The organism is Pseudomonas sp. TAA207, assembly GCF_001529285.1.
In the GTDB taxonomy this organism is placed as follows: domain Bacteria; phylum Pseudomonadota; class Gammaproteobacteria; order Pseudomonadales; family Pseudomonadaceae; genus Aquipseudomonas; species Aquipseudomonas weihenstephanensis.
Window position 1 is genome coordinate 82,367 of the sequence record NZ_LLWJ01000056.1, and the last position, 18,350, is coordinate 100,716.

An 18,350-nucleotide genomic window follows, 5' to 3' on the forward strand; every position below is an offset into this window, starting at 1 on the left:
TTCACGGCCACTTCACCCCGCAGCGCAGCCTGGTGCCCGGGTGGCGCCCATCAGGATTGCGTCAGCCTATTGGCCAAACCAGTCAATCAGCTTGAGCGGTTTGACCATTGTTGCAGAGCCTTGGCAGGGCGATTATCAGCAGGATTTTCGACGGTTCCCATTCCTATAAAAAGACCGAGGGATTGTGCTGATGCGCGACTATCTGACCGCGATGAGTGACTTTGACTATCAACATACGGTGAGCCACGCCCTGGATGGCGATTTGACGGCGCTCAATGCCTGTGTCGAATGCTGTGACCGGCACGCGCTACCGGGACGTATTGCGCTGTTCTGGGAGGGACGTGACGCCAGCAGCGCGGCTTACACCTTCACCCAGCTTCAGGATCACGCGGCCCGCTTTGCCAATTTCCTGCTGGCCCAAGGGGTTAAGCGAGGCGACAAAGTCGCCGGTTTACTGCCGCGTAACGTTGAGTTGCTGGTGGTCGTGCTTGCGGCGTGGCGTATTGGCGCGATCTATCAACCACTGTTCACCGCATTTGGACCCAAGGCCATCGAGCATCGGCTTAACAGCTCTGGCGCGGCGCTGGTGGTCACCGATGCAGCCAATCGCGCCAAGCTCAATGACGTCAACCAATGCCCGACGATTGTGACGGTGTCTGGCGCCAAGGGGCAGGGGCTGGTGCGCGGCGATTTCAGTTTTTGGGCCGAGCTGGAGAACCATTCTGCACAGTGTGAGCCGGTGATGTTGAGCGGCGAAGACCCCTTTCTGCTGATGTTCACCTCCGGAACAACCGGCCCGGCCAAACCCTTGTTGGTACCGCTCAAAGCCATTGTGGCGTTTCAGAGTTACACCCGCGACGCCGTAGACCTTCGTCCTGAAGATGCGTTCTGGAACCTGGCCGATCCGGGTTGGGCGTATGGCATTTACTTTGGCATCACCGGGCCATTGTCGCTGGGGCATCCGATCACGCTGTATGACGGGCCGTTCACGGTCGAAAGCACCTGTCGCGTGATCAAGAAATACGGCATCACCAACCTCACGGGTTCACCCACCGCCTATCGCATGCTGATTGCTGCGGGCAAAACGTTCGCCGAGCCGATCAAGGGCCAGCTGCGGGCGGTGAGCAGTGCAGGCGAGCCGCTGAACCCGGAGGTCATCCGCTGGTTTGCCGAGCACCTGGACGTCACCATTCATGACCATTACGGTCAAACCGAAGTCGGCATGGTGTTGTGTAATCACCACGGCCTGGATCACCCGGTGCACATGGGCGCGGCGGGCTTTGCCTCACCGGGGCACCGAATTGTGGTGCTGGACGACAACCATCAGGAACTGCCCGTGGGTCAGCCGGGAATTTTGGCGGTCGATCGCAGCCAGTCACCCATGTGCTGGTTTGGCGGCTATCACGGGTTCACCACCAAAGCCTTTGTCGGCGACTATTACTTGAGCGGTGACACGGTCGAGCTGAACCCGGATGGCAGTATCAGTTTCGTCGGGCGCAGTGATGATGTGATTACCACCTCGGGTTATCGCGTGGGGCCATTCGACGTGGAAAGTGCCCTGATCGAACACCCGGCCGTGGTTGAAGCCGCCGTAGTCGGCAAGCCCGATCCCGAGCGCACTGAACTGGTGAAAGCCTTTGTGGTGCTTAGTCCGCACTTTCTGGGCGATGCGCAGTTGGCTGAGACCCTGCGTCTGCATGTGCGACAACGCCTTGCTGCGCATGCCTACCCCCGTGAAATCGAATTTGTCAGTGAGTTGCCGAAAACCCCCAGCGGCAAGTTGCAGCGCTTTATTTTGCGCAATCAGGAAATCGCCAAAGCCGACCTGGCCGCCAACGCCAACGTCAGCGCTTAACCTCAGGAATCATCATGCAGATCGCAGACAACGTTTTTATCGTCACAGGCGCAGCGTCGGGACTCGGCGCAGCCACGGCCCACATGTTGGTCAAGGCTGGTGCCAAAGTGATGTTGGTGGACTTGAACGCCGATGCAGTGGCAGCACAAGCACTCAAGCTGGGCGATCAGGCCCGCAGTGTGGTGGCTGATATCAGCCAGGCTGATGCAGCGCAGGCGGCGGTCGAGGCCGCCGTCGCAACGTTTGGTGGCCTCAATGGCTTGGTCAATTGCGCGGGCATTGTGCGCGGCGAAAAGATCCTCGGCAAAAATGGCCCGCACGGGCTGGAGAGCTTCAGCCAAGTCATTAATGTCAATTTGATTGGCAGTTTCAACATGCTGCGTCTGGCGGCTGAGGCCATCGCTCAAACCACTGCAGATGCTGAAGGTGAGCGCGGTGTGATCATCAATACGGCGTCGGTGGCCGCCTTTGACGGTCAGATCGGTCAGGCCGCGTATGCCGCGTCCAAGGGAGCGATTGCCAGCCTCACATTACCGGCGGCCCGTGAGTTGGCGCGGTTCGGCATTCGTGTGATGACCATCGCCCCCGGTATTTTTGAAACGCCGATGATGGCGGGCATGACGCCGCAAGTGCGCGAGTCCCTGGCCGCTGGCGTGCCTTTTCCTGCACGTTTGGGCAAGCCTGACGAGTACGCGTCGCTGGTTCGGCACATCATTGAAAACAGCATGCTCAACGGCGAAGTGATCCGTCTTGATGGCGCTCTGCGCATGGCTGCGAAATAAGGAGAACGAAATGACGTTAGTGAATGATCCGGTCGTGATTGTCAGCGTTGCCCGCACGCCCATGGGTGGCTTTCAAGGCGACTTCAAGGGCCTCACGGCCCCGCAACTGGGTGCGGCCGCGATTCGTGCAGCCATGGAGCGGGCGGGTATTGCCAGCGATAGCGTCGAAGAGGTGTTGTTTGGTTGTGTGCTGTCGGCAGGCCTGGGGCAGGCGCCTGCCCGTCAGGCCGCGCTGGGTGCCGGGCTGGACAAAGGCACCCGTTGTACCACGCTGAACAAGATGTGTGGCTCGGGCATGGAAGCAACCATTCTGGCGCACGATCGTTTGCTGGCTGGCGGCGTCGATGTGGTGGTGGCCGGCGGTATGGAAAGCATGTCCAATGCACCTTATTTGCTGGACCGTGCGCGCAGTGGTTATCGCATGGGGCATGGCCGGGTACTGGATCACATGTTCCTCGATGGCCTGGAAGACGCCTACGAACGGGGTCGTTTGATGGGCACGTTCGCTGAAGACTGCGCGCAAGCCCATGGCTTCAGTCGTGAAGCGCAAGATGCGTTTGCCGTGGCGTCATTGACCCGCGCTCAGCAGGCGATCAGTGACGGCAGCTTCAGCGCTGAAATCGTGCCGGTGCAGGTCACAGTGGGTAAAGAACAGCGTCTGATCAGCCATGACGAACAACCGCCAAAAGCCAATTTGGCGAAAATCCCGACGTTAAAGCCTGCCTTTCGCGACGGGGGCACTGTCACGGCGGCCAACTCCAGCTCCATTTCTGACGGGGCGGCTGCATTGGTGCTGATGCGCCGCTCACACGCGCAACAACGTGGCCTCACGCCACTGGCCGTGATTCACGGGCATGCGGCGTTTGCCGATGAGCCGGGTTTGTTCCCGACCGCACCGGTGGGCGCGATCAAGCGTCTGATGAGCAAGACCGGCTGGAGCCTGAATGAAGTCGACCTGTTCGAAATCAACGAGGCCTTTGCGGTGGTGAGTCTGGTGACCATGAGCGAACTGGATCTGCCACACAGCAAAGTCAATATTCATGGTGGCGCCTGTGCGCTGGGTCACCCGATCGGGGCCTCGGGTGCGCGGATTCTGGTTACGCTACTCTCGGCGCTGCGCCAACAAAAACTCAAACACGGCGTGGCCGCGATTTGCATCGGCGGCGGCGAAGCCACGGCGATTGCTGTGGAATGCCTGTACTAAGGAATTTTTATGCTCCCCACACCCGAACAATTACACATTCGTGAAGCGGCCCGCCAGTTCGCCCAAGAGCGTTTGAAGCCCTTTGCAGCTGAGTGGGACAAGCAGCATCGTTTTCCTCGCGAAGCCATCACGCAAATGGCCGAGCTGGGGTTCTTCGGCATGTTGGTCCCTGAACAATGGGGTGGTTGTGACACCGGTTATCAGTCTTACGCCATGGCCCTGGAGGAAATCGCCGCAGGCGACGGTGCATGCTCCACCATCATGAGCGTGCACAACTCGGTGGGTTGCGTGCCAATCCTGAAGTACGGCACCGAGCAGCAAAAAAGCGACTTTCTGATGCCTTTGGCCAGCGGCGCCATGCTCGGGGCGTTTGCACTGACCGAGCCTCAGGCCGGTTCTGACGCCAGTGACCTGAAAACCCGTGCTCGGCGTGAAGGTGACGGCTACGTGCTCAATGGCTGTAAGCAATTTATTACCTCGGGGCAAAACGCAGGCGTGGTGATTGTGTTTGCGGTCACGGACCCGGCCGCAGGCAAGCGCGGCATCAGTGCCTTTATCGTGCCCACCGATACGCCGGGTTACAGCGTGGCCCGCGTCGAAGACAAGCTGGGGCAGCACGCCTCCGACACCTGCCAGATCCTGTTTACGGAGATGAAAATCCCGCTGGCCAATCTTTTGGGTGAAGAAGGGCAGGGCTACAAAATCGCGCTGGGCAACCTCGAAGGCGGTCGCATCGGCATTGCCTCACAAGCGGTGGGGATGGCGCGCGCGGCCTTTGAGGCGGCGCGTGATTACGCTCGCGAGCGTGTCACGTTTGGTCAGCCTTTGGTCCAGCATCAAGCCGTGGCCTTTCGTTTGGCAGACATGTCGACTGAAATTGCGGTGGCCCGCCAGATGGTGCAATACGCCGCCGCGTTACGTGACAGCGGGCAATCGGCCTTGGTCGAGGCTTCGCAGGCGAAGCTGTTTGCGTCGGAAATGGCTGAGCGGGTGTGTTCCAAGGCGTTGCAAACCTTGGGGGGTTATGGCTATTTGAGCGACTTCCCGCTGGAGCGCATCTACCGCGATGTGCGGGTGTGTCAGATTTATGAAGGCACCAGCGATATTCAGCGCATGGTCATTTCGCGCAATCTTTGAATTGAGGACCTTATCCATGAGTTACGAAACCCTGCTGTTGGACATTCACGGGCATGTTGGCCTGATTACCCTGAACCGGCCACAGGCGCTCAATGCCTTGAATGCGCAGCTGGTGAGCGAAGTCAATCAAGCGCTGGACCAGTTGGAGGCGAATAACGAGATCGGTTGCATCGTGCTTACAGGGTCTAAAAAAGCCTTTGCGGCCGGGGCCGATATCAAGGAAATGGCTGATCTGACCTACCCGCAAATTTACCTGGACGACCTGTTTTCAGACAGTGAGCGCGTATCGACCCGCCGCAAACCGATTATTGCGGCAGTGGCCGGTTTTGCCTTGGGCGGTGGTTGTGAGCTGGCCATGATGTGCGACTTCATATTGGCCGGTGACAACGCCAAATTTGGCCAGCCTGAAATCAACCTCGGCGTATTGCCGGGTATGGGCGGCACGCAGCGTTTGACCCGCGCTGTGGGCAAGGCGAAAGCCATGGAGATGTGCTTGAGCGGACGCTTGATCGACGCGGCTGAAGCTGAGCGCTCGGGGCTGGTGTCGCGCGTGGTGCCGGTTGACGAATTGGTTGAAGAGGCATTGAAAGTGGCGGCTTTGATCGCCAAGAAATCCTTGCCGGTATTGATGTTGACCAAAGAGTGCGTCAATCGCGCCTTTGAAGTGACCCTGGCAGAAGGCGTGCGCTTTGAGCGTCGGGTGTTCCACTCCCTGTTTGCCACTCACGACCAGAAAGAAGGCATGGCGGCTTTCGTGGGCAAGCGTGAAGCGCAGTTCAAGCATCAGTGACGGGTTGTGCCTGAAACCGCGGGGTCTGGATGGAAAAGGCCTTAACCCCTCCAGAACCGCGGTTGTACGCTCCTGGAGGGGGCAGGTTCAGATCAGGTAGTTTTTCAGCTCTCGCGCAATCACCATCCGCTGAATCTCGCTAGAGCCTTCGTAGATCTGGGTAATGCGCGCATCGCGGTAGTAACGCTCGACCGGGTAATCCTCCAGGTAGCCATAACCGCCGTGGATCTGAATGGCTTTGGAGCACACGTACTCGGCGATCTCCGAAGCAAACAGTTTGGCTTGCGACGCCTCTGACAGGCATGGCTTGCCAGCGCTGCGCAGGCGCGCAGCGTGCAAGATCAGCAGGCGCGCAGCATTGAGGCGGGTTTGCATGTCGGCCAGCATATTGGCAACGCTTTGGTGTTCGATGATCGCTTTATCAAACTGCACGCGATCACGGGCATAGGCCAATGCGGCTTCAAATGCTGCACGGGCGATCCCCAGCGCTTGCGCTGCAATACCGATGCGACCGCCTTCAAGATTGGACAGGGCAATCGCCAGGCCCTTGCCACGCTCACCCAGCAAATTGGCTTGCGGGATGGTGCAGTTGCTCAGTGTGACAGCGCAGGTGTCCGAGGCGCGGATGCCCATTTTGTGTTCTGTGCGATCGACGATGAAGCCCGGCGTGGCAGTTGGCACCAAAAACGCAGAAAGGCCCTTTTTACCCAGCTCAGGATCAGTGACGGCAAACACGATGGCGAGTTTGGCGCGCTTGCCGTTGCTGACAAACTGTTTGGCGCCGTTGATCACCCAGTGGCCGTCATGCAGTTCTGCGCGGGTACGCAGGTTGTGGGCTTCGGAGCCGGCCTGCGGTTCAGTGAGGCAAAAACAGCCAATGGTTTGACCGCTGGCAAGTTCTGCCAGCCAGGTTTGCTTTTGCGCTTCGTTGCCGTATTTGAGGATCGGGCCACACCCTACCGAGTTGTGAATGCTCATCAGCGCGCCGGTGGCGCCATCGCCGGCCGAAATCTCTTCGACCGCCAGGGCGTAGGCTACGTAATCAACATAGGTGCCACCCCATTCTTCTGGTACCACCATGCCGAGCAAACCCAGCTCGCCCATTTTCGCGACCAGGGCGTCGTCAATCCAGCCTGCTTTTTCCCACGTCTGGGCATGTGGCGCGATTTCGCTACGGGCAAAATCACGGGCCATATCGCGAATCATTACGTGTTCTTCGCTCAGTTCGATGTCCTGCATGGCTCAGACTCCCGCAGGTTTAAAGTTAATGAAAAAACTCGCGACTTTATCCGCGTCCAGGCCGTCTAGCGTCGGTGGATTCCAGTGCGGTGTTTTGTCTTTGTCGATAATCAGCGCGCGTATCCCTTCAATCAAATCGCCACGGTCGAACCATTGACGATCCAGGTGCAGCTCCAGCGCGAAACATTGTTCAAGCGGTAGCGCACGGCCACGGCGCAGCATTTCGAGGGTGACGGCCATGGCCAGAGGCGAGCGGGTGTGCAGCAGGTCAGCCGTTTCATTGGCCCAGGCTTGCTGCGCCGGGTCAGAGGTCGCACGCAGCCGGGCGACGATGTCAGGGACGGTCTGGGCATTGAAGGTGTCATCAATCAGTGTGCGCATTTTTTTTAGCGGCGGGTCGGGCAGGGTATCGACGCTCAACCGCTCAAGCTGGGCCTTGAGATCGTCCAGAGGCGAGGTGCGCCATTTCATAGAGTCGAGTGCGCGGTCAAGATCGGGCAAGACGCTGCTGTCGATGTACCGGTCTGCAAGCCCGCAATACAGCGCGTCACTGGCGCGAATCTGTACACCGCTGACACCCAGATAGGTGCCCAATTGGCCAGGCGTACGGGTCAAAAAATAGCTGCCGCCCACATCCGGGAAATACCCGATGCCGACTTCCGGCATTGCCAGCTTGCTCCGCTCAGTGACGACACGCAGATCAGCGCCCTGAACCAGCCCCATGCCGCCGCCCAAGACCAAACCGTCCATCAGCGCCAGAACGGGTTTGGGGTAGTGGTGCAGGGTCAGATCGAGTGCGTATTCCTCTTCGAAGAACGCGGTATGCAGGGAGTTTTTATTGCGGTAGCTGTCGTACAGCGAGCGGATATCACCGCCTGCGCAGAAGGCTTTTTCACCCGCACCGCGCAGAACCACCGCTTTGACGTTGACGTCTTTGGCCCACGTGTCGAGGTGACGCTGAAGTTCGCGCACCATGTTCAGATTGATGGCATTGAGGCCGCTTGGGCGGTTAAGGGTCAGGTGGCCAATATGGTTGCGCACGTGAGCCAGAATTTCGGATTGAACGACCTCGACATACGGTGCCGGTGTGGAGGAAACCTGAGCAGTCATCACTAACTCCCTGCTTTGTCTTGTTTTTAGGGGCTGTTCGCAGGCGAACGATGCTCGATGCTAACAGTGCAAATTTGCCCATTACAACCGGAATAAGTGCAGGGCAAGCGTGCATATTTGCATGTTGGGGGCGTAAATATGCGCTGTTACTGCGCGAGCCAACCCCCATCGACATTCCAGGCGGCGCCGCGCACCTGGCTGGCTGCTTCGCTGCACAGAAATAACACCAACTCTCCCAGTTGAGGCGGCGTCACAAACTCCAGAGAGGGCTGCTTCTCGGCCAGCAGGTCATGTTGGGCCTGATAGGGGTCGATGCCCTGGCTGATGCGTTGATCAATTTGATTTTGCACCAGTGGGGTGAGCACCCAGCCGGGGCAGATGGCGTTGCAGGTTATGTTGCTGGTGGCGGTTTCCAGGCCTACGACTTTGGTCAGACCGATCACGCCATGCTTGGCAGCTACATAGGCCGATTTGCCCACCGAGCCAACCAGCCCGTGAACCGATGCAATATTGACGATGCGTCCCCAATTGCGCTTGTGCATGCCGGGCAGGGCGAGGCGAGTGCTATGAAACACCGCTGACAGGTTGATGGCGATGATCGCGTCCCAGCGCTCAACCGGGAATTGTTCGACGCTGGCCACATGCTGGATGCCTGCGTTGTTGACCAGAATATCAATGCCGCCGAATTCACGTTCGGCATAGCTGATCATGTCGGCAATCTGGGCGGGGTCGCTGACGTCGGCTGCATGATGGCCAACCCGACCACCGAATTGTTCAACGTCTGCGATGACTTTACTGGCATCGCCGAACCCGTTGAGTACCACGTCGGCCCCCGCTTTGGCCAGGCTCAGCGCAATACCCAGACCAATGCCACTGGTGGAGCCGGTTACCAATGCAGTTTTACCCTTAAGGCTCATGATCAATTCCCCCAAGTGAGACACGATTCATTCGTGAATGAAGAAACGTAGCACGAGGTTAAGGCTGCGGATACGAAACGGCCCACCAAAGGGCGGGCCGTTATCACACAAAACCGTAGAGTTAGTCCTGACGGCTGGTGACTTCTAGCAGGTGGTAGCCGAACTGGGTTTTAACCGGGCCTTGAACCACGTTAATCGGTGCGCTGAACACTACAGTGTCGAATTCTTTAACCATTTGGCCTGGACCAAAAGAACCCAGATCGCCACCTTGACGGCTTGACGGGCAAGTAGAGTTGGCTTTGGCGACTTCAGCGAAATCAGCGCCGCCTTCGATTTGTGTTTTCAGTTCATTGCACTTGGCTTCGCTGGCAACAAGGATGTGACGGGCGGTGGCTTTAGCCATGAGAGAGTGCTCCTTTCAATAAAGTGGTGAGACTACCGGATTCAGTCCGTTTTTTCTCGGCAAAAGTTCCTGAAATCAATCGCTCTTGGTGCTTCACAGGCCTTTGGCCTTCAGACGCTGGGCATGCTCGACATACAACTGCACGGGGTCTACGGCTTTTGGGGGGCGCCTGCCTGCCAAGTGATTAATCGTGTCCATGTGGTCCAGCGCGTAATCCGAACGAATGACATGGCCTAAGTGCGAGCTGAAACGCCCCACCATTCCGTCGTTTTGTTTGGTTTCATGGGTGAAGAAGCGTGCGAAGACCCGGCAGGCATTGTGCAAGGGGTCCAGGAGGTTGATCGACTCGGACAGGAGTGACCCTTTAATAATCCCGCTCCAGGAATAATAGAAAACGCCATCGGTCTGTTCCGGGCCCATACCGCCCCAGACGGCGGGTAAACCTTGCGGGTATTTGCGGTTGAATTGCGCTACGCCTTTTGTCGTCAGCGCATCTAACGCACTGAGTGCATCCTGCGGATTGTTAGGTTGGCCGCTGATGGTGGACAGGAACGAGCCAAATGCTGTGGTCAAAGCCGCAACGACCAGCTCTGGACGTTTGCCCGGGGTAAATGCCTGACGCAAACGGTCGGCCAGTTCTGAGCCGTGGTTGGGGCCGCTGACAGAGGTGACGGACGCCACGGCCTGCGGGGCGATAGCGCCTGCATAACGAGAGGTCAGGGCGCCCTGGCTGTGGCCGATCAGGTTGACCTTGGGTGAACCGTAATGACGACAAATGGCGTGTACTTGCTCAAGTAATTGCTCACCGCGTAACTCATTGCTGTTGGCGGCTGATACTTGCGCTACGTAAACAGTGGCACCAGCGTTATTGAGTGCCTGCTTGATGCCTTTGAAATAGTTGAACGGGCCGATGTGGTCGAAGCCAAAAAGCCCGTGTACCAAAACAATCGGGTATTGCGTATGGGCTGACGTATCCATGTCTATGCGCATCCTCGCAAGATGGTTGATCCATAGACAACACCCTAGATGACAACCTGAGCGTTGTTGTGCTGGGGAGTTGGATAGCCTTAGCGGCTCATAAGTCTGGATTAGAGCCTCATTTGCACCAATCCTGCCAAGGGGGAGCACATATCCGGCTGGTTGTGCTGAATTGTCAGGCCGCTTGAATTGGCCTGCCTGACAGGTACGCTCCTGTTCTTGCGCAACCGCAGGCATGTCAATGCCGGGTTGCGCAGGGGGGCAAGGCTAACCGATGACGTTGGTATTTATCCGTTGTTGGCGCAGTTGGGTAGCGGCATTTCGCAATAAGTGCTCGGTCGCCTCCCAGCCAAGGCAGCCGTCGGTCACAGACACGCCGTAGCGCATGTCGTCACTCAGGGGTTGGCAACCTTCGAAGAGATGGCTTTCGAGCATCATGCCGATCACTGAGTCATCCCCTGCGAGGCGTTGCGCAAGCACATTGTTGAAGACGTCGGGTTGGCGCAGCGGGTCTTTGCCGCTGTTGGCATGGCTGCAATCCACCATCAGGCGTACGGGTATGCCATTTTTCTCAAGCCCGGCACGTGCTTTGGCTACATGTGCGCAGTCGTAGTTCGGGCCGCTGTGGCCGCCGCGTAATACCAAGTGGGTATCAGGGTTGCCTGGGGTCAAGACTATGGCCGGATGGCCTCGGTCATCCACGCCGAAGTGTCGATGGCTATGTGCCGCGGAACGCATGGCATCGCAGGCAATGGAAACCCCGCCGTCGGTGCCGTTTTTGAAGCCTACGGGCAGGTCAAGGCCACTGGCCATTTCTCGGTGTATCTGTGATTCGGTTGTGCGTGCGCCAATCGCCACCCAGCCCAGCAGGTCGTCGAAGTATCCAGCAGCAATGGGTTGCAACAGTTCGGTGGCAACAGGCAGCCCCATGCGCAACATTTCGATCATCAATTCTCGCGACAGTGTGAGGCCGTGGGCCATATCATCGCTGCCGTCCAGATGGGGGTCGTAGGCCAGACCTTTCCAGCCCACCGTGGTGCGCGGTTTTTCGATGTATGCACGCATCACCAACAGCACGTCCTCGCTGATATCGCGGGCCAGAGCCGCCAGATGGCTGGCGTATTCAAGGGCTGATTGAGGGTCGTGGATGGAGCAGGGGCCGACCACAATCAACAGTCGGGCGTCTTCACCGTTGAGGATGGCGCGGATGGCTTGGCGTTGTTCGCTGACCTGATTGCACAACAGTGCGCTCAGCGGCAATTGCTGCTTGAGTTGCGCTGCGCTGGGCAGGCGTTGGGTCAAGACGTTTTTGCTTTCTGGGGTAGCGGTGGGTAGTGCGCAGACGGTTGCGTTCATGATGTGAGCTTCCTGGGCAGGCGACGGGATTCCCGCGCGCTCGGCCCTAGTGGGGTGTTCGACGATTGACCGGACAGGTCGTGAGTGCATGCGTGCCACCAATGTGGGTCCGTTCGGAGGCGGCAGACTGTCCCGAACGACGGCTGATAAATCGCCATGCAGTGCAAAGGTCGAAGCGGTAATAAGTGGCGTTGTTCATGGGTTAAATCCTCAAATTAATAAATTGTCAGGGCCTAAAAAAACAAAACCCCCGGTCGGGGAGCCGACCGGGGGTGAGAATTCTCTGGTAGGCGACCCCTGAAATATGGGCGCCGGTTGGGTATCAGGCGCGCCAGTGGCTAAACCAATACCCAAAATAAAATCGTGCAGCGCAGAGCGTGTTGTTCGCACACACAGTGCCACCCGAGCGCGAAACGCTGGCGATTTGGCAAATGTCTGGGTGGGCGTGGTGCAACATGGCTGCTCTCCGATGAATGGCTCGAAGCTTACTCGAGACAAGTCAACCGATTCAATCAAAAAATGCTATGAGCCGGTGTAGCGGGAGCTATGAGTGGTGAATTCATGAATAGTCAGATCAATGTTTTAGCTTTGACCAGTCCCTGGATCGTGTGCAGCTGACGGCTTTGCCCGCATGGCTCAATACTAAAGCGGGTGGTATTTGCATTAAGGCGCATACTCAAGTGAGTGAATCACTTTTCGCCATAACCTCTGCTGGAGCAGGAATGATTCCATCCTTCATGCCCAACAGTACCGCCACTTTGTGGGCTTCTCCGCGCTTTCCTTTTTTGCGCCCGGCGAGCACTTGATACGTGGTTGCCGGGTCAACGCCGTGTTCTCGAGCAAACTCTTGAACCGACTTTCCTTGATGCTCCAGCCATGCCTTGGCTTGTGCGGCAGTACGAATTCCGGTCATAGTTCAAAACCGTTCAAAGTTGTTTAATATTTTTTGATTATACCATCCTCGCGGGTGTTTAAAATGGGAACTTACATCCAAATGAGTGGAATTGGTTCGCGGTTGAGGCAAGAGAGAGCGGCTGGGTATGTCGCAGAAAGCTTTTGGCGTAATCGGTGGCGTTGAAGCTAATGCACAGGGCAAATATGAAAATGGCGATCGCGCACCCAAGGCCGATTATTTATCGCGGGTGGCTGAGTGCGGTGTAGATGTACTTTTTGTGTTGACCGGCAGTCCAACGCCGACATTGGTCGATAACCTGAGTCAGGTAGAAGAGAAGGTGCTGGTCAGTTATCGCGTGCTGCAAAAGGAGGATCAGGATGCTATTCGCCGCTTGACGACTACCCTGGCCGACTTGTCGGTGATCCATTCAGGTAAAAATCGTCATGAGCCGAATGACGCTTAAACCCATGAACACGGGCGGCTTACAGGCTCATCTTGTTTTTGCGGGGTGTGACGTTGCAGGTAAATAGGTTGGTTCAATTGTTTTTTGCTAAGGTGTCGGCAACCAACGAAGACCAATTTACGAGGTGTCGACTTGATTCGGGTTCTAGTGGTCGATGACCATGATCTTGTGCGTACAGGCATCACACGAATGCTGGCTGATATCGATGGCTTGCAGGTAGTAGGTCAGGCCGAGTCCGGCGAAGAGTCATTGATCAAGGCTCGCGAACTGAAGCCGGATGTCGTCCTGATGGATGTCAAAATGCCTGGCATTGGGGGGCTGGAGGCGACACGCAAAATGATGCGTAGCCATCCCGATATCAAAGTAGTTGCGGTGACCGTCTGTGAAGAAGATCCGTTTCCTACGCGCTTGCTGCAAGCAGGCGCTGCCGGCTATATGACCAAAGGTGCTGGCCTGGCTGAGATGGTCCAGGCCATACGCCTGGTGTTCGCGGGCCAGCGCTACATAAGTCCGCAGGTGGCTCAGCAGTTGGCGCTCAAGTCATTTCAGCCTGCCAGCGACTCTCCCTTTGACGCCTTGTCCGAACGTGAAATCCAGATTGCCCTGATGATCGTCGGCTGCCAAAAAGTGCAGGTCATATCCGATAAGTTGTGCCTGTCCCCCAAAACGGTGAATACCTACCGTTATCGGATCTTTGAAAAACTTTCCGTTAAAAGTGATGTTGAACTGGCCTTGTTGGCTGTTCGCCACGGCATGGTAGATGCTGGTTGACGATGACTGACGTGTTTGATGCTAGTGCCTTTCTTTCGACGTGCAGCGGTCGCCCTGGCGTATATCGCATGTTCGATCGCGACGCTCGCCTGCTTTACGTGGGCAAGGCCAAGAACCTGAAAAAGCGTTTGGCCAGCTATTTTCGAAAAACCGGGCTGGCCCCCAAAACAGCTGCGCTGGTCTCGCGCATCGCTCAGATCGAAACCACGATTACCGCCAACGAAACCGAAGCCTTGTTGCTTGAACAGACGCTGATCAAAGAATGGCGTCCGCCTTACAACATTCTGCTTCGTGACGATAAATCGTATCCCTATGTTTTTCTGTCTGATGGGCAATACCCGCGCCTGAGCATTCACCGTGGCGCCAAGAAGCCCAAGGGCAAGTACTTTGGGCCATATCCCAGTGCGGGTGCGATTCGGGAAAGTTTGAGCCTTTTGCAAAAGACTTTCCTGGTGCGTCAATGCGATGACAGCTACTTCAAAAATCGAACCCGGCCTTGTCTGCAATATCAGATCAAGCGTTGCAAGGGGCCGTGCGTTGGGCTGGTTGAACCGCAGGAATACGCTGAGGACGTGCGTCACTCGGTCATGTTCCTTGAGGGGCGCAGCAGCGCACTGACCGACGAATTGAACAGTGCCATGGAGCAGGCCGCCAGCACTTTGGACTTTGAGCGTGCCGCCCAAATACGCGATCAGATCTCATTGTTGCGCCGTGTCCAGGACCAGCAAAGTATGGAAGGCGGCAATGGCGATGTGGATGTGATCGCTGCATTTGTGAACCCGGGGGGTGCCTGCGTGCACTTGATCAATGTGCGGGGCGGGCGGGTGTTGGGTAGCAAGAACTTCTTTCCACAAGTAGGCATCGAGGAGGAGGTGGCCGAAGTCATGGCGGCCTTTCTTGGGCAGTACTACATCAGCAGTCCGGAGCGTGACTTGCCAGGCGAATTGATCGTGAACGTCGAGCACGAGAGCTTTGAAGCTATCAGCGCGGCCATAGAGGAGCTGCGCGGGCGGGAAATGGCAATCAGCTATCGAGTGCGTGGTACGCGTGCGCGCTGGCAACAATTGGCCGTGACCAACGCCGAGCAGGCGTTGAGTGCTCGCTTGGCTAATCGCCAGCATGTAGCGGCCCGTTTTGAAGCGCTGGCCGAGGTGCTCAAGCTGGATGAAATTCCGCAGCGGCTGGAATGCTATGACATCAGCCACTCAAGCGGGGAGGCCACTGTTGCATCTTGCGTCGTTTTCGGGCCTGAAGGCCCAATCAAGTCGGACTACAGGCGTTTTAACATTGAGGGCGTCACCGCGGGTGATGACTACGCCGCCATGCGTCAGGCCCTGATGCGACGCTTTAGTCGACTCAAAGAGGGTGAGGGCAAGTTGCCGGATATTCTGCTGGTTGACGGTGGTAAAGGGCAGATGTCCATGGCCCGGGAAGTGCTGAATGAATTGGCGGTTCCCGACCTCATCTTGTTGGGTGTCGCCAAAGGGACAACGCGCAAGGCCGGTTTCGAAACCTTGTACCTGAATGATTCAGCTCACGATTTCACCCTGAAGGGGGATTCTCCGGCTTTGCATTTGATCCAGCAAATTCGCGACGAAGCTCACCGTTTTGCCATTACCGGGCACCGCGCTCGTCGCGGAAAAACCCGCAGAACCTCAACGCTGGAAGGCATTGCAGGGGTAGGCCCGACGCGCCGCCGAGATTTATTGAAACATTTTGGTGGATTACAAGAGCTGTCTCGTGCAAGCATCGAGGAGATCGCCAAAGCACCCGGGATCAGTAAAAAGCTCGCTGAGTTGATTTATGCAAACCTGCACAGCGAGTAGAATGCCACCTCACCTCGTAGCCAGTTGTGCCGATGAATATCCCTAATTTGATCACCGTACTACGCGTTCTTCTGATTCCTATCTTCATCCTGTTGTTCTACCTTCCCTACAGCTGGAGCTATGTTGCCTCCAGTTCTGTCTTTGCATTTGCGGCGGCAACGGATTGGCTGGACGGGTATCTGGCCCGGCGATTGGAGCAAAGTACCCCCTTTGGTGCCTTCCTTGACCCGGTGGCAGACAAACTGATGGTGGCAGTTGCGCTGGTGTTGTTGGTGCAAGAGCACCATAACGTGTGGCTGACCTTGCCGGCCGCCGTAATCATCGGTCGTGAGATCGTGATTTCTGCTCTGCGCGAGTGGATGGCCGAGTTGGGTGCGCGAGCACAAGTTGCCGTATCCAACATGGGCAAATGGAAAACCGCCGCACAGATGCTGGCACTCGTGATTTTGTTGGCTAACCCCTCAGATTTCAGCTTTTGGGTGGTTGTTGGATATGGCCTGTTGTTGGTCGCCGCCGGGTTGACGTTGTGGTCGATGCTCCAATATTTGCGAGCTGCCTGGCCACATTTGAAAACCACTTCAGGAAAATAAAATAAAACTTATTGAATCAAGGGGTTGACGCATTCTTTTAAAACTATAGAATGCGCACCACCAAGACGCGGGAATAGCTCAGTTGGTAGAGCACGACCTTGCCAAGGTCGGGGTCGCGAGTTCGAGTCTCGTTTCCCGCTCCAAAATTTGATCCACAGATGTCCATCGGACACTGGGATCCACGAAAAAGACGCTTAGGCGTCTTTTTTCGTTCCGGCGAGTTCCATCGAAAGCCCCCCCCAGCTGTACTTTTGGGTACAAAATACGGTACATCCTGAATTTGAGTCTTGGGGGCGTAGCGGTTTTTGCGAAGAGCGCTCATGTTCGGTCTCGATATATATCTCCTCGACTTACAAGGCGGGAGACGGGCCCATGGTCTCGACCGGTATTGCCGTACGCCAGGCCAAACCCACCGGTAAAAGTTACACCCTCCGCGACTTTGACGGGCTTGTCCTGTATGTCAGCCTCAAAGGCACCAACCAATGGCGCCTGCGCTTCTGCTGGCTGCGCAAGCAGGCGCGTATTTCCTTGGGCGCCTACCGGGCGGTCATCCTCAAACAGGCGCGTGTGGCACGGGACGCCGCCAACCCGCGTCTTTCGCGCGGGGCGGCGACCAGGCCTCGCCGAGCGCGGCTTATAGTTGTTCCACGGAGTCGCCGGGGCGCAGCAGGACAAGGCGGGCCCAGTCGAGGCGGGGAGAGGGATGGGGCATTGTGTGGTGGAAGTCGCGAGGGGGTGTGAGCAGAGGCTCACAGGCTGCGGGGAGCGGGCCGGTTGGCACAATAGGTATGGCACGAAAATGGGCTCGCCGTGTTGATCGCGCCATGCACGCCCGCCACGGCACCTTGCACCGTGAGCCGCCGTCACTGTTGACAGCGGTAATCCTGAGTAACGGTGGTTTCCAGGCAGTAGAGTGACCCCATGGTGCGGCACTGGGATTTTTCCGCGCCCGCGCGTTCAGCTCGTTGGCAGTTCCAAAATTGGCAACGCCCCGTGGCGATCACCAACCCTTGGGACTCCCGGATCTGAACGTACTCAAGCGGCGTATGTACGTAGGAAAGTTGCACAAGGCCGGCGGATGGATTGCCGCCGGTCGCCTCTCAATATTTCAGCGTTGCGCAGCTTGCCAAGAGCGGTAGGGCGAGGGGAATGGCGCCGATGGCGGATTTCATTGTCGAGGACGATCCTTCGTGAGTAAAAAATGACGTTTGTCTGAAGTGTTCTACTAGCCAGCCTCAGCATGGATCGCCTAAGGCGGCCCAAACTTGACCGACTGGCAACCACTGGACAGCAGCAGTTCGCCTTCATCGGCTTCAAACCCAGCAACCTTCCTTTCCTGATCGACAGTGATGGAAAGGATGCAACGATTCGGGTTATTGACGGTTACCCAATAGTTGGTGTGCACCATCACGTTGCCCTGCCTTTCCGATACCCGCGCCACTCCCTCGTTGCTTTCATAGGAGGTGTCGCGGTACCAATGAATCACCACATGCTTGTCGTCCGCGCTGCGGTCCATCTTCTGCGGCGGGCCAAAGAAATCAATCGCGTCCTGCGCCGCACGCCCCTTCCACTGGCTGCGGACATACATCTCCGGCACGGTGTCAAAGCTGACGCAGCCGGTCTGCAGCAGCACCAGGGTCAAGACCAATGCGCCTGTGTATTTCAGTCGATCCCTCATTGTTCAAGCGTGCCAGTCGGCGGCGAAGGCCATTTTTCTCAGGGGCACCCAAGAGGAAGTTGAGGTCGCACATCACTTCTTCGGTGCTGCTCTTTTTGGCCTCAATGCGAATCTGCTGATTGCCCGGCAGCTGTTAGAAGAGGCCTTGCTGCGTGATCGCCACCAGTTGCTCGCTTAGCATTTCGCCATCATCGTAACGCAGGGCATGCACCAGGCGGTTCTCGTTGTCGTATTCGAATAGTTGGCGTTGAGTTGCGCTGCGCCGCTCGATCACATTGCCCCAGGCGTCGTAGCGGTAGCGGTACTGCTGCCAGTGCCGCAGGCGGTTGTCCTTGATATGCCCGAAACGGGTGCCG

At 57.2% G+C, this 18,350-nt stretch carries 17 protein-coding genes, 1 tRNA gene and 3 pseudogenes; 11 read left to right on the forward strand and 10 right to left on the reverse strand.

The features are described from left to right. Positions 1-190: 190 nt before the first annotated feature. From AP059_RS05150 to AP059_RS05170, 5 genes are read left to right on the forward strand one after another with little or no spacing between them, the layout of a single operon-like run. On the forward strand, positions 191-1,855 hold the full coding sequence (locus AP059_RS05150) for an AMP-binding protein (protein ID WP_059762189.1): 1,665 nt from the start codon (positions 191-193) through the stop codon (positions 1,853-1,855). Between the two features lie 14 nt (positions 1,856-1,869). Continuing rightward, positions 1,870-2,637: an SDR family NAD(P)-dependent oxidoreductase gene (locus tag AP059_RS05155; protein WP_059762190.1), complete on the forward strand. Its 768-nt coding sequence runs from the start codon at positions 1,870-1,872 to the stop codon at positions 2,635-2,637. A 10-nt stretch (positions 2,638-2,647) separates the two neighbouring features. Beyond that, positions 2,648-3,841, forward strand: coding sequence for an acetyl-CoA C-acyltransferase (locus AP059_RS05160; RefSeq protein ID WP_059762191.1), 1,194 nt, complete (start codon positions 2,648-2,650; stop codon positions 3,839-3,841). 9 nt (positions 3,842-3,850) lie between these two features. After that, positions 3,851-4,978, forward strand: a complete 1,128-nt coding sequence (locus AP059_RS05165) for an acyl-CoA dehydrogenase (protein WP_059762192.1) — start codon at positions 3,851-3,853, stop codon at positions 4,976-4,978. A 16-nt stretch (positions 4,979-4,994) separates the two neighbouring features. After that, a complete protein-coding gene (locus AP059_RS05170; protein WP_048365482.1) occupies positions 4,995-5,768 on the forward strand; it encodes an enoyl-CoA hydratase in 774 nt (257 codons plus the stop codon). An 87-nt stretch (positions 5,769-5,855) separates the two neighbouring features. On the opposite strand, the gene AP059_RS05175 is transcribed toward AP059_RS05170, so the two are convergent. The 7 genes from AP059_RS05175 to AP059_RS05205 all read right to left on the reverse strand — a co-directional run bounded on the left by AP059_RS05175 (position 5,856) and on the right by AP059_RS05205 (position 12,684). Then, on the reverse strand, positions 5,856-7,007 hold the full coding sequence (locus AP059_RS05175; RefSeq protein ID WP_059762193.1) for an acyl-CoA dehydrogenase family protein: 1,152 nt from the start codon (positions 7,005-7,007) through the stop codon (positions 5,856-5,858). Between the two features lie 3 nt (positions 7,008-7,010). Beyond that, positions 7,011-8,117, reverse strand: coding sequence for an enoyl-CoA hydratase/isomerase family protein (locus AP059_RS05180; RefSeq protein ID WP_059762194.1), 1,107 nt, complete (start codon positions 8,115-8,117; stop codon positions 7,011-7,013). A 146-nt stretch (positions 8,118-8,263) separates the two neighbouring features. Then, positions 8,264-9,034 carry a 3-hydroxybutyrate dehydrogenase gene (locus AP059_RS05185; RefSeq protein WP_082706750.1) on the reverse strand — a complete coding sequence of 257 codons (771 nt, stop codon included), beginning with the start codon at positions 9,032-9,034 and terminating at the stop codon, positions 8,264-8,266. 121 nt (positions 9,035-9,155) lie between these two features. After that, positions 9,156-9,437 (reverse strand): peptidylprolyl isomerase, encoded by a 282-nt coding sequence (locus AP059_RS05190; RefSeq protein ID WP_048365485.1) that lies wholly within the window; start codon positions 9,435-9,437, stop codon positions 9,156-9,158. A 93-nt stretch (positions 9,438-9,530) separates the two neighbouring features. Further along, entirely contained in the window at positions 9,531-10,415 is an 885-nt protein-coding gene (locus tag AP059_RS05195) for a lipase family alpha/beta hydrolase (protein ID WP_059762195.1), read from the reverse strand. 267 nt (positions 10,416-10,682) lie between these two features. Beyond that, on the reverse strand, positions 10,683-11,771 hold the full coding sequence (locus tag AP059_RS05200) for a 3-deoxy-7-phosphoheptulonate synthase (RefSeq protein ID WP_059762196.1): 1,089 nt from the start codon (positions 11,769-11,771) through the stop codon (positions 10,683-10,685). Positions 11,772-12,447: 676 nt separating this feature from the next. Then, on the reverse strand, positions 12,448-12,684 hold the full coding sequence (locus tag AP059_RS05205; protein WP_059762197.1) for a DNA-binding protein: 237 nt from the start codon (positions 12,682-12,684) through the stop codon (positions 12,448-12,450). A gap of 81 nt (positions 12,685-12,765) precedes the next feature. On the opposite strand from AP059_RS05205, the pseudogene AP059_RS05210 reads away from it, so the two are divergent. The 6 genes and pseudogenes from AP059_RS05210 (at position 12,766) to AP059_RS23015 (ending at position 17,057) form a co-directional block, all read left to right on the forward strand. Then, positions 12,766-13,129 (forward strand): annotated as a pseudogene (locus AP059_RS05210) (helix-turn-helix domain-containing protein). A 132-nt stretch (positions 13,130-13,261) separates the two neighbouring features. Continuing rightward, the gene (gene gacA / locus AP059_RS05215; RefSeq protein WP_047273603.1) at positions 13,262-13,900 is read left to right on the forward strand and encodes a response regulator transcription factor GacA; all 639 of its coding nucleotides are present in this window, start codon (positions 13,262-13,264) and stop codon (positions 13,898-13,900) included. Between the two features lie 2 nt (positions 13,901-13,902). Next, a complete protein-coding gene (gene uvrC, locus AP059_RS05220; protein ID WP_059762199.1) occupies positions 13,903-15,726 on the forward strand; it encodes an excinuclease ABC subunit UvrC in 1,824 nt (607 codons plus the stop codon). A gap of 32 nt (positions 15,727-15,758) precedes the next feature. Next, positions 15,759-16,316 carry a CDP-diacylglycerol--glycerol-3-phosphate 3-phosphatidyltransferase gene (gene pgsA, locus AP059_RS05225; protein WP_048365490.1) on the forward strand — a complete coding sequence of 186 codons (558 nt, stop codon included), beginning with the start codon at positions 15,759-15,761 and terminating at the stop codon, positions 16,314-16,316. Positions 16,317-16,383: 67 nt separating this feature from the next. Beyond that, positions 16,384-16,459 (forward strand) — tRNA-Gly (locus AP059_RS05230). A gap of 229 nt (positions 16,460-16,688) precedes the next feature. Beyond that, complete coding sequence (locus AP059_RS23015) at positions 16,689-17,057, forward strand: Arm DNA-binding domain-containing protein (protein WP_120752318.1); 369 nt, start codon at positions 16,689-16,691, stop codon at positions 17,055-17,057. Between the two features lie 122 nt (positions 17,058-17,179). On the opposite strand, the pseudogene yecR reads toward AP059_RS23015, so the two are convergent. The 3 genes and pseudogenes from yecR to AP059_RS05245 all read right to left on the reverse strand — a co-directional run. Next, a pseudogene (gene yecR, locus AP059_RS21930) lies at positions 17,180-17,395 on the reverse strand (YecR family lipoprotein); the annotation flags it as partial. Positions 17,396-17,565: 170 nt separating this feature from the next. Continuing rightward, on the reverse strand, positions 17,566-17,994 hold the full coding sequence (locus AP059_RS05240; RefSeq protein WP_059762200.1) for a hypothetical protein: 429 nt from the start codon (positions 17,992-17,994) through the stop codon (positions 17,566-17,568). Positions 17,995-18,127: 133 nt separating this feature from the next. Then, positions 18,128-18,350, reverse strand: a pseudogene (locus AP059_RS05245) (hypothetical protein); the annotation flags it as partial.